Here is a 12,437-nt window from a genome sequence, read left to right on the forward strand (position 1 = left end):
ATTAAAAACTCGCGTTATTTATAGCTAAGTGATTGAAAAAATTTATTTAATACTTAAGTCTGCTAGTTATTATTTTAAATATGGTACGATCCTCTAAGCAGTTCATTAATTCATTACATTTTACCGGTGTTAGTTTTAGCATTGGCTATATAAGCACCAGGAATAAAATAATAATGCCAAATAAACCCTATGTGTATGCAAACGTCTTTTTTTGTATATTGTTATTGCTGTCATTCGCTAACTTTACACGTGCTGATGTTGTCGAGATGACCGCTGTTAGGCCAATAACCCTTAATGAACATGAGCAACAATGGCTGAGCGAACATCAACCAATCCGTGTGGGTGTGGATGGTTATTTCCCTCCTTATACTTATATCAATGAAAACGATCAAATTGTTGGAATGGCAGTTGATACTTTGTTGTTGATTGGGCAAAAGTTAGGCATAGAGTTTGTCATAAATGATGAACATCGCTGGCCGGATGTCATCAAAAATCTGCAGCAAAAAGAGATTGATATGGTGTTAACCATGGTCAACACTCCTGAGCGCGAAAACCAATTTTTGTTCACTAGTCCAATTGTTTATAAATCGCTGGTGATTATTGGTAAAAAAAATAACCATCAAATTCATAACCGCAGTGATATTGCTAATAAAACCATTGCGATAGTGAAGGATTATCAATATTCCGATAAACTTATTAAAGAGTTCCCCAGCGTAACGCCATTTGTGGTTGATAACATGCGTGAAGCAATGGAAGCTGTGCAGGCTAATCAAGCCGATGCTGCAATCACCTTTTTAGCTGCAGCAAATTATTACCAGTTAAAGTACTCATTTTCTGATTTGAAATTCTTCGCCTTTTACGAAAAAAACAATGCTAATGAATCCATTGCAGTCAGACAAGACTTTCCCATTTTAGCCAGTATTATGCAGAAAGGGTTGAGCTCGTTGAGCTCTGCTGAAAAAATTGCCATTAATGAAGCTTGGGGGGCAAATATTACGCTGCCGAAAGATAACCAAGATTTGATTGAGTTTGCGGCGGTGGCAGGTGTATTAATTTTGTTGCTTAGTGTGTGGATTTTGCAAGCTAGACGGAATAATCAAGCCTTAACCATTGCGAATATTAATACTGCAAATGCCAATATGGCATTAAACGAATTAAAAAATAATCTTGAAAAAAACGTCTTGGAACGGACGCTTCAGCTTACCATTAGCGAAAATAGATACCGTGGTTTGGTTGAGTCGTTAGAAGATGAATACATTTTTTATCAGCACGATACTGATGGTTTTATACAATATGTCAGCCCTTCTGTGACTCATATTTTAGGGCTCACTATTACTGGATTTGGCGAATATTATTATAAATTGTTAACTGACAATCCGAAAAACCAACTGATCTCAGGATATATCCAACGCATTATTAACGGAGAGAAATTAGCGCCATTTGAGATAGAAATATTTGATGCGAATGGCGTTATTCATACCTTTGAGGTGCTTGAACGACCTATGTATGATGAAGGTAAATGCATTGGTTGCGAAGGTATTGCCCACGATGTGACATCGCGTAAACAGCAACAAGATATGTTGTATCAGCTGTCGCACTATGACGACTTAACGGGCTTAATTAACCGTTACTTTTTTAAGATTTTACTCGACGAAAATATTCAAACATGTCTGCAAAATCAACAGCCACTGGCATTACTATTTTTAGATCTTACTCGTTTTAAAATTATTAATGATAATTTTGGACATAGTGCTGGCGACTATATTCTACAGCAGGCGGCTACACGCATTAGTACTACGCTAGATGGAACCTTCACAGTGTCACGTTTTGGCGGTGATAAATTTTGTATTGCATTACCCAATAAAGCCGCCGATGAAGCGAATGCCATTGCGACAGAATTAGTTGAAGTGTTTCAACAACATTTTGAGTTTTTAGAACAAACCATTATTTTAGGTTGCCGTGTGGGTATTAGTCTTTTTCCTGAAGATGGCAAAGATGCTGAAGCGATATTAAGCCAAGCTGATTCAGCCTTGTATGAAGCGAAAAAAAGACCGTTTGGGGTGGCATTTTGTAACAAACAACAAGCGATACATAATAAACGCCGTCTCATTATTGAGCAGGGGTTACGTAAAGCGTTAGCTGAACCTGTTATTGAACATTATCAATTGTTTGCGGTATATCAGCCTTTAATCCTTTTACCAAGCCAAGGCCTAGGTGGATTTGAAGCGTTGATGCGTTGGGACCATCCAGACTTTGGGCTTATCTCTCCGGCTGAATTTATCCCTATTGCCGAAAATACTGGTTTAATCTTTGAATTAAGTCGTTGGATGCTCAAAACGGTATGCCAACAATTAGTGAAATGGCATGAGCAAGGTTTTGACTTTAAGAGGGTCTCAGTTAACTTGTCAGCACTGGAACTGATAAATATAAATTTAGCTGACGATTTACTGGCTGTTATTACAGATACTGGCGCCGAACCTAAGTGGCTTAAGTTTGAAATCACCGAAACCGCATTGATGGCCATTCCTGAGCAATCAATCGAGATTTTACATAAACTGATCGAAGCTGATATTCATGTCGCTATCGACGACTTTGGTACCGGCTATTCGTCACTTGCTTATCTTAAATCACTACCTGCCAACATGTTAAAAATTGATCAGTCATTTATCTCCAATCTGATTCATTCAGCCGAAGATCAAGCCGTGGTAAAAGCGGTGATAAGCATGGCTCACTCATTAGGTAAATGCGTCACGGCTGAGGGGGTAGAATTACAAGAACAATTAGATTTTTTGATTGAATATCAATGTGATGTGGCGCAAGGGTATTATTTTTCAAAACCGATGAACGTTGATGATGTTTATCATAAATACGCTTTAACAATCGAATAGACCGCTACTGTCAGCATAAATATGTATTTCGCTCAGTCGTGCTAATCGACATTAGACTATTGGGCTTTACTAATTTAAACAACGACAAAAATGTCCAAATAAAGACTCATCTTACTGCTAACAACTTCATCATGACAGTTCCAACAACCTATGTGAGTAATGCTATCTGGTTGTACTTCACACTTTATTTGATAGTTTTTATACCTATTTAAATTATCCAATTCTATTCAAGCATCATTCATCTAAGCTGCTGCGGTCATTGATTTGTTATCCTGAGCTCAGGTTAATCAATATTGGACACGATTTAATGGTGTTGTTTAGGTAAGCTAAGCCGTATTTAATATCGATTTAATACCTCGTTTAGGCTTTTAGAATGAGTCGATATCAATAACAAAGTTATTTAATATTTTCGGTATGGTTGATTGCAGTATCCCATTTATACCTTTACACTTTAGCCATCTGGACGTCTGGTTTTTTGGTGGGTTTATTCGTGTACTCGACTGTGCCATTGAGATCTATTTCAGCATCACTCGGGATAAAGATTTGTAGAGACATCTTAATATTATGGAGTCATTAATAATGGATAAGCAGGAATTGTGGGTGCTTGATGGCGGTATGGGACGCGAATTGGCAAGCCGAGGTGCTCCATTTCGTCAACCTGAATGGTCCGCTCTGGCTTTAATAGAAGCACCACAAACAGTGGCTCAAGTGCACCGTGCTTATGTCGATAGTGGCGCTCGAGTTATTACAACCAATAGTTATGCCTTGGTGCCGTTTCATATTGGAGCTGAGCGTTTTGCGGTAGAGGGGGAAACATTGGCCGCGCTTGCGAGTAAGTTGGCACGCGATGTGGCCGACGAGCAGGGGAGTTCTGTGTTAGTTGCGGGCTCATTGCCGCCATTGTTTGGCTCATATCGGGCCGATTTGTTCGATGCTGATAAAGTCAGTGAGCTCGCTACTCCGCTGATACGAGCAATGTCACCCAATGTGGATCTGTGGCTGATCGAAACAGTGAGCCTTATCGCTGAACCGCTTGCGATTAAAAGGTTACTGCCAAATGACGGTAAACCGTTTTGGGTCGCTTTTACGCTTGAGGATGAAATAGTCACAAATGAACCTAGATTACGATCTGGTGAATCCGTCGTGTATGCCATAGAGAGACTGATAGAAGTAGGTGTAGATGCCATTTTGTTTAATTGTTGTCAGCCTGAAGTCATTGAGGCTGCACTAAAGGTAGCCTCTGACTGTCTGGATAAGCTTGGCCGAAATGACATCCGATTGGGGGCTTATGCGAATGCTTTTCCTCCGCAAGCAAAAGATGCTACGGCCAATGATGGTTTAGATGAGATCCGTAACGATCTTGGGCCACTTGATTATCTAACATGGGCAGAACGCTGGCGTGCCGTGGGGGCATCACTCATTGGCGGTTGTTGTGGGATTGGTCCAGAACATATTGAAGCACTGACCCATCGTCTGCGCTAAGCGTTTGGACGAAAGATAACAATAATCGGTTTCTGAGCAAGCAAGGAAATGGGTTGATGCCAATAGTGGCATTAATGACTAATGACTAATGACTAATGACTAATGATTAATGATTAATGGCTAATGACTAATGACCAGTGGACTGTGATTACTGATTACTGATCATGGCTACTTTATGCTGCTGGAGGCGAGTAGTTGTTGGTATTTTTGCTACTTTATGGAACAGGTTTATGTTGTTTATCTACAGTAGGCGATAGCTTAGGAAGGACGTACGCCTCAGCTGTGCAGTGAGATTTCTTGCTGGCGATACTCTTCTGAGTTTGATTCCAGCGTTGTGGCCGTTCAGTTAACCATAGTGCTAATCTTACAAAATGCTTGTAAATGCACCCTGCATTAATATGTCTGAACTGACAGCATGGCTAGTGCAAAATTTAACTCGAGATCGTTAGAGTTGATCATTAAATCAGTTAATTATATTGGTTAGATGAAGTATACGTTTTTGATATTATGCGATCTGTTATCACAACCAGATCGCATTAAGCGTTGTTTGATTAGTTTTCCATGACTAGTTCTGATTCAGCCGCAGCCAACATCGCAAACTCTTCATCAGCATTTTTTGCTACCAACCTAGTTGAGCTGTAGCCAAAGTAGTATGCAGCGCCAATGACAAATAAACCTATTGTGAATAAGAATGCCCGTGGGTCAAACGCATACACTCCGGTTAATGCTATTAAAGACAGGACTAATGCAATACCTGATGTTACGACACCACCCGGTGTTTTGTATGGACGGACTAATTCAGGCTGTTTTATGCGTAATAATATATGGCTTAATGCCATTAATGCATAAGATACTGTTGCGCCCACAACGGCCATAGCAAGCAATAAATCACCTTCGCCGCTGAGTGATGCAATAAAACCGAATATTGCCGGGACTATTAATGCGCGGGCAGGGACTTTGCGTGAGGTTGTAATTGACAGTGAACGCGGAATATAGCCTGCACGTGACAACGCAAATACCAAACGGCTATAACCATAAATAATTGAGAAAAATGAGGCTACTAGACCTGCTAAACCTAAAATATTTACCATAGTCGCTAAGGTATGATTACCGGTCACATTTAATGCATCAACGAGTGGTACAGCACTTGCGCCCATTGCCGCGGCACCGCCAGCGCCAGGGACTAATACTACAACCAGCAGCGCAGTAAACAATAAAAATATCATTGCACCAATAATACCTTTAGGCACATCTTTGGCCGGATCTTTGGCTTCTTCTGCTGCTAATGGAACACCTTCTACAGCTAAAAATAACCACATGGCAAAGGGCAGAGCAGCCCAAACACCGTACCATCCTAATGGTAAAAACTCACTAGCACCTGCTGCATCAGTAACGGCAACATCATAAAGTCGGGTAGCATCAAAGTTGCCAATCAACACCACTGCAGTGGCAATAATGGCTACAACAGCTAAACCACTGATCACCATCATGACTTTTAGTGCTTCTCCAACACCCGCGAGATGAATACCGACAAAGACGATATAAAACAGTGCATACACCCAAGGGCCGTTAAATCCCAGTAACTCCTGTACCGCAGAGCCAATAAAAATAACAATAGCAGCAGGGGCTAGAGCATACTCGATTAACACCGCCAGTCCGGTTAAATATCCTCCAGCCGGTCCCATTGCTTGGCGAGCAAAGCTATAGCCGCCACCTGCAGCGGGTATTGCTGCTGACATTTCCGCTAAGGACAAGACTAACGCTAAATACATGATTGCCATCAGTACAGCTGCAATGGCAAATCCTCCCCAGCCAGCTTCGGCTATGCCGAAGTTCCAACCTGCGAAATCACCAGAAATAACGTACGACACGCCTAATCCTGCCAATAAAACCCATCCAGCGGTACCGCTTTTAAGTTGCCTTTTGGCAAGATACTCTTTGTTGTTTTCAGACATGATTGTTTCTCCGGTGGTATTTACATTTTTATGTAGAATGTATTTAGGGTTATTCAGCAATTAAAAAGTTTTGAGTTTGTTGTTGGTGTTCAATCACATCGTCTTGAGTGCGATCTTTTAAATTCACTCCTGTTAGTTTGAGTTTTTTAGCTTGTGTTAATAGATAAACAGCCCGTTTGGCTGCTTCGGTATAGGGCAAGCCAGCAGGGCGAATGTTTGAAATACAATTTCTGCAGGCATCATTAAGCCCCGTTTTAGGCGCCCAAGTGAGATATAAGCCAAGACTGTCTGGTGAGCTGAGTCCCGGGCGTTCGCCGATAAGCACCATCACCACTTGGGCATTTAACAGCTGGCCAATATCATCACCTATGGCAACTCGACCTTGTTCTACTATGGTGATGGGGGCGATATTCCATCCAGAGTGTTGCTGATGTAGTTGACTTAATAACTCGTTGATAAATGGCTTGGCGTTGTTTTGTACCGCTAATGATGACAAACCATCGACCACTACTATGGCAAGGTCGTATTGAGTGTCGGCAGCTTGACCTTGACTGTTCATGTGATGTAGTAAGGTTTTGCGGCCGCTTTCAGCAAGTTTTCTGCCAAGGTCAGGTCTTTGTAAATAGGTGATACGATCATCAACCTGACTGTTAACTGTCATAGGATAAGTCACATTATCCAGTAATAAGATATTGCTTAGATCAATTGCCAGAGCATCGATATTTAGCGGTAAATTCACCGCGTCGCGAGCTTGCGCGTGTGATAATTGGAACGCTAATAACTCTGATGTGGGCAAGCTAATTCCGGCTCTACCAAGGCCAATTCGTGCATCAGTAAAACGGCGAAGGTCGCGCCATGGATTGGAGACTACATTGCCATGTTGATGATGTGATTGAATTGAATCGACAAGGTTGTTCTGTTTATCTACACAATTGGAGTCCATTAATAGTCTCCTTGTAGTGCATACAGTGGTTTAGCAAATGCATTGGGTACCGTGTTGGACAACACAAAATCTGCCGAATTTTTCATAATGTTCATTTTGCTTAACCAGTGTTCAAATTCTGGCGCTGGGCGAGAGCCCAATACACGACGAACATATAAAGCATCATGAAAAGAAGTGGTTTGATAATTAAGCATGATGTCGTCTGAACCTGGTATCCCCATCACAAACGAGCAACCGGCAACCCCCAATAAGGTGAGAAGATTATCCATATCGTTTTGATCGGCTTCGGCATGGTTGGTGTAACACACATCACACCCCATAGGTACACCAAGTAGTTTTGCGCAAAAATGATCTTCTAATCCAGCCCGAGTAATTTCTTTACCATCAAATAAATATTCAGGACCAATAAAGCCAACCACTGTATTCACCAGTAGCGGATTAAACTTGCGCGCGACAGCATAGGCTCTAGCTTCGCAGGTTTGTTGGTCTAATCCATGGTGAGCATTAGCAGACAACGAGCTGCCTTGGCCGGTTTCAAAATACATTACGTTATTGCCAACGGTGCCACGCTTTAGACTTAATGCTGCATCTTGTGCTTCTGCTAAGGTATTTAAATTAAACCCAAAACTGCTGTTTGTGGCTTCGGTGCCACCAATTGATTGAAACACCAAATCAACCGGTGCGCCGGCTTCTATACATTCAATGGTGTTAGTGACGTGGGTTAAGACGCAGCTCTGTGTTGGAATGTCATATTTTTGGATCACGTCATCCATCAATTTCATTAGTTTTATGGCTTGCGCTACGTTGTCTGTTGCTGGATTAATGCCAATCATAGCATCGCCATTGCCATACAACAAACCGTCAAGTATTGAAGCTGCAATCCCATTGACATCATCGGTAGGGTGGTTAGGTTGCAAGCGGGTCGATAAATGACCGGGCAAGCCAATGGTATTTCTAAATGCGCTAGTGACATGACATTTTTTAGCCACAAGAATAAGATCTTGATTACGCATAATTTTGCTCACAGCCGCTGCCATTTCAGGTGTGATGCCCATTTTTACTGCGGCTAAAACCTGTGGTGTTACGTAGTCGCTAAGTAGCCAGTTACGAAAATCGCCAACCGTTAAATGGCTAATATAAGCAAATGCACGAGTGTCATGTTCGTCTAAAATTAATCGTGTAACTTCGTCTGTTTCATATGGAATAAGCGCTTCGTTAAGGAAGGTTTTTAATGGCACATCTGCAAGTGTCATTTGCGCAACAGCTCGTTCTTTCGCTGATTGAGCCATCACTCCGGCTAAACGATCACCGGATCTCTGTGGCGTTGCTTTAGCCATTAGGTCTGCAAGATGTCGAAATTGATATGTTTGGCTACCTAAGGTGTAGCGATACGATTGACTCATTAATGACCTCGAGGTTAACGATTGAACTTTGGTACAGGTTTTGCTCCTGTAATCGTTAATCAATTAATTTATAAGTTTACACGAGCTTAAATCGTACCAAGTGGCTATCAAGTTTTGGCAAAGTCATTTTTTGTGATTAATTTCAGCTAGATGAAGTTCTTTTTCTTCAGGGTTAGAGTTTGGGTTAACAATGTTATATCAAGAGGACGTGACAGATGGAGCACCATATTAATCAGTGCGCACCACAAAAGAGCGTGGTCACAACCAACGATATTGATGAGCAGGCGCATAATTTAACTCAATGGCAGCAAGTTTATGATCAAGTCAGTAACGGCAGTTTTTATGGTTGTATAGAAGGGCTTGACTATCCTGAGGCGCATTTATTTAAAGAATTTACTCAGCGTGCACTAAGACAGCAATGCAATATCGCGCCTGAATCAATCTGGTTAGGCATTCCACGTTTTTCAGACCAAAGTAAAATCAATGGTTTACCAGTTGATACTCATCAGTTTATGTGTCGTAGCAGTGATTGTGATTTTGAGTTAATGACCCCAGAACAGTTTACTATTTATGGTTTGGTTATTAATAAACAGATCTTATTTACTATGGCTGAGATACAAGGTTTGTCACTTAAGAGTTTAACGTCGCAAGGGGCGGAGCGATTAAGTACTAATCCAATGCAACTTAACCAAACCCGTTTTATGATTGAATCACTGATTAACCAAGGTGAATTAGGCTTACATACTGCGTTACAGCAAGATATGTTAAGCACTTTAGCGCTGAATTTATTAACCCAGGAATCATCAAAACAAGTGGTGGCGCCTAGCTATCAACATCGTTTAGCCGTGGTAGAGAAAGTAAAAGAATTCTTGCATGATTATCCTCAACAAGCGGTGACGATAACCCAGCTTTGTGAGCTTACTTTTGTGAGCCGAAGAACCTTGCAGTATAGTTTTGAGAGTATTTTAGGCATTAATCCATTGCGCTTTTTGCGTCTTACACGCTTAAATAATGTCAGGCGTCAACTGAAACAACCCGACCAAGATACGCCTATTTCGGTGATTGCGGCCAATTGGGGCTTTTGGCATGCTGGCCAATTTACCAAAGATTACACACAACTCTTTGGAGAAAATCCATCACATACGCTTAAGCGATATCAGCCAGCTCAACCATGACTCATCACAATTGATAGAGTCTTAAATTGTGATAATTAGGCGCACCAAATCAGTTGACCTTAAGCGGCTAATTAAGCGTATAAAATCGGCTGACGATGGTGAATACATTATCTTCAGGTAACATTAACGGTTATCAACTAATATTAATAACCATCAATTAGCGTAATTACATTTGATCAGAAGAGGGAACTTATGCAGCACAAATCCGTCGATAATATTCCGCAACAAGCCTTTGATTGGTATGACTCCTATGCTCACGGTGGCATGGACCGTCGTACATTTATGACTAAATTAGGCTCGTTAGTGGCATTAGGTTATTCAATGAGTGTGCTGACTTCGGCATTATTGCCTAATTATGCGCTAGCTGAGCAAGTTTCATTTAATGATGCCGACATTAAAGCCACTTACACTCAATTTGATTCTCCTTTAGGTTATGGCAAAGGCCAAGGCTATTTAGTCGAGCCCACAAGTAAAACAGGGTTATTGCCCGTTGTATTAGTCGTTCATGAAAATCGTGGTTTAAATCCATATATTGAAGATGTTGCTCGCCGTTTAGCGAAAGCGGGGTTTATTGCTTTTGCTCCTGATGCACTTTTTTCACTAGGCGGTTATCCCGGTAATGATGATGAAGGCCGGGCAATGCAGCAATCATTAGACCGCAGCAAAATTGAACAAGACTTTGTTGCGGCCGCCCAGTTTTTAAAATCGCATCAACGCAGTAATGGTAACTTAGGTGCGGTGGGATTTTGTTTTGGCGGCTATATTGTTAATTATCTCGCGGCAGTTGATTCAAATTTGATTCAAGCCGGTGTTCCATTTTATGGCACTCCAGCAGCAAAAGAATTAAGACAAAATATTAAAGCGCCATTATTAATTCAATTAGGCGAGTTAGATGAAAGGGTTAACAATACTTGGCCCGAGTACGAGCAAGATTTAAAAGCATTTAAGGTACCCTATACCATGCACATGTATAAAAAAGCCCATCACGGATTTCATAATGATTCGACCAGCAGATATGATGAAATTAATGCGGAATTAGCATGGCAGCGGACTGTTGATTTTTTTAATAAAAATATTGGCTAAGTACTTATTTATAATTTATTTTCTATATGGGTGCCGATAAATTAAAGCCAATTTTTATGATGGTACCTTTGTCTAATTCAGACTGTACATCAATCGTCGCATTGTGTTGTTTTAATATCTGCAACACAATCGACATTCCTATACCTGTGCCAGTGCCTACAGGCTTGTTAGTATAAAAAGCATCAAACATTCTTTGTTGCACTTCAGGAGACATACCACAACCATTATCGATAATATTGAGTTGAATCATACCGTCATGCTGCGCCAGTTTGATGGTGATAATCGCACTATTATTTGCTGACTGTTCACAGGCTTGAATGGCATTAACCAAGATATTTACCAGCACTTGGTTAAGCTCTCCTGAATTAAATCGAATTTTAGGTACCTTGCAAAGTTCTTGTTTAACTTGAATATTTTTTAGTTTTGGGCCTAATAACTTGACTGCCATATCAATGGCACCAGACAAATCAATTTCTGTTAATTCTTCGGAGTCTGTTCTGGCAAAGAACAGCAGGTTTTTAACAATATCTTTAATGCGAAAAAAACCTTGATCGTTATCGGTGATAAGCTCTGGTAAGTCTTCTGTAATAAAATTGATAGTATTTTGGTCGCTTTGACTTAACTGTTCTTTAGGGATTACCTCAATTAAGTCGTTCACATAACTGTTTAATGTGGTGACATTACTGATCACAAACGCTAATGGGTTATTGATTTCATGAGCTACACCAGCAGCGAGAGTCCCCAATAAGGCTAATTTCTCTTGTTGTATAAGTGACTGCTGTTGATTTTTAATTTGTTTAATCTGCTGTTCTAACAACATATTTTTTTCATACACTTGTCTAGTGTAATCTTCTAACAATTGCTCAACTTCAACTCGGGCTTTCTTTTCTCGATGGTAGGCAATGTAATATGGGTTAGATTTATCAATCATTTTTTAACTCTATATTTAAGATGCACTGTTCAGCACCTTGATGCATGCAGGTGTCATGTTTGATGCTAATATTTTGATGATAATAATCAGCTGCACCAAAGATAAGCCCTTCAGCACAAAAACATAATTTACGCGGAGAATAGTATTTGAGTTCAATATTATGGTCATCGATCATTGTCGACATGATGGTAGGTAATGAGGGCTCATCGTAAAGCTTATTCACTTCTACGTGGATGATATTATGAATGCCCATAACGAGTGACGTAAAGTCTGTGAAACGTTCAACAACGGCAGTATGGTTTGCAGCCAAGCCTGAAAATAAAAATTGGCCAAAGGCTTTTATGACATCTTGTAAAGGAAGACCTAAAATCTCGGAGACTTCTGTGGCGATGGCAAATAACTCATTTTCTGGATAGTTGATAGCCGAAACATATACTCTGTCCGCAGGCGCATGTTTTTCCATTAAGTCATTCCATACACCCATACCACATTGTTCAACTATCATGTCTTCAAGTACGTTAAAAATGATACCTTTCATAAAAACCTCAATAGTAATAGATGCTTAATTTGTTAATGG

The 12,437-nt window shown here is 40.6% G+C and carries 9 protein-coding genes; 4 read left to right on the plus strand and 5 right to left on the minus strand.

All coding sequences use genetic code 11. The features are described 5' to 3' along the window. Positions 1–173: 173 nt before the first annotated feature. On the plus strand, positions 174–2,888 hold the full coding sequence (locus HNW13_RS06580; RefSeq protein WP_192114963.1) for an EAL domain-containing protein: 2,715 nt from the start codon (positions 174–176) through the stop codon (positions 2,886–2,888). Positions 2,889–3,467: 579 nt separating this feature from the next. Continuing rightward, the gene (locus tag HNW13_RS06585; protein ID WP_192114962.1) at positions 3,468–4,370 is read left to right on the plus strand and encodes a homocysteine S-methyltransferase family protein; all 903 of its coding nucleotides are present in this window, start codon (positions 3,468–3,470) and stop codon (positions 4,368–4,370) included. A gap of 551 nt (positions 4,371–4,921) precedes the next feature. Here HNW13_RS06585 and eat read toward each other — a convergent pair. From eat to HNW13_RS06600, 3 genes are read right to left on the minus strand one after another with little or no spacing between them, the layout of a single operon-like run. Next, complete coding sequence (gene eat / locus HNW13_RS06590; RefSeq protein ID WP_101087155.1) at positions 4,922–6,325, minus strand: ethanolamine permease; 1,404 nt, start codon at positions 6,323–6,325, stop codon at positions 4,922–4,924. A gap of 49 nt (positions 6,326–6,374) precedes the next feature. Then, positions 6,375–7,268 carry an ethanolamine ammonia-lyase subunit EutC gene (gene eutC / locus HNW13_RS06595; RefSeq protein ID WP_101087156.1) on the minus strand — a complete coding sequence of 298 codons (894 nt, stop codon included), beginning with the start codon at positions 7,266–7,268 and terminating at the stop codon, positions 6,375–6,377. Then, positions 7,268–8,671, minus strand: coding sequence for an ethanolamine ammonia-lyase subunit EutB (locus HNW13_RS06600; protein ID WP_192114961.1), 1,404 nt, complete (start codon positions 8,669–8,671; stop codon positions 7,268–7,270). The genes eutC and HNW13_RS06600 overlap by 1 nt, the downstream gene beginning before the upstream one ends. Positions 8,672–8,886: 215 nt before the next feature. Here HNW13_RS06600 and HNW13_RS06605 point away from each other — a divergent pair, with 215 nt between their 5' ends. Together HNW13_RS06605 and HNW13_RS06610 are read left to right on the plus strand one after the other, a co-directional pair. Next, a complete protein-coding gene (locus tag HNW13_RS06605; RefSeq protein ID WP_101087158.1) occupies positions 8,887–9,846 on the plus strand; it encodes a helix-turn-helix domain-containing protein in 960 nt (319 codons plus the stop codon). 192 nt (positions 9,847–10,038) lie between these two features. Continuing rightward, positions 10,039–10,929, plus strand: coding sequence for a dienelactone hydrolase family protein (locus HNW13_RS06610; RefSeq protein ID WP_101087159.1), 891 nt, complete (start codon positions 10,039–10,041; stop codon positions 10,927–10,929). A gap of 22 nt (positions 10,930–10,951) precedes the next feature. Here the strand turns inward: HNW13_RS06610 and HNW13_RS06615 are convergent, their stop codons facing one another. Next, positions 10,952–11,860, minus strand: coding sequence for an ATP-binding protein (locus HNW13_RS06615; RefSeq protein WP_101087160.1), 909 nt, complete (start codon positions 11,858–11,860; stop codon positions 10,952–10,954). After that, positions 11,853–12,398, minus strand: coding sequence for a heme NO-binding domain-containing protein (locus HNW13_RS06620; RefSeq protein ID WP_162023172.1), 546 nt, complete (start codon positions 12,396–12,398; stop codon positions 11,853–11,855). The genes HNW13_RS06615 and HNW13_RS06620 overlap by 8 nt, the downstream gene beginning before the upstream one ends. Between the last annotated feature and the right edge of the window lie 39 nt (positions 12,399–12,437).

The sequence above is a fragment of the Shewanella sp. BF02_Schw genome (assembly GCF_014596695.2).
Classification (GTDB): Bacteria; Pseudomonadota; Gammaproteobacteria; order Enterobacterales; family Shewanellaceae; genus Shewanella.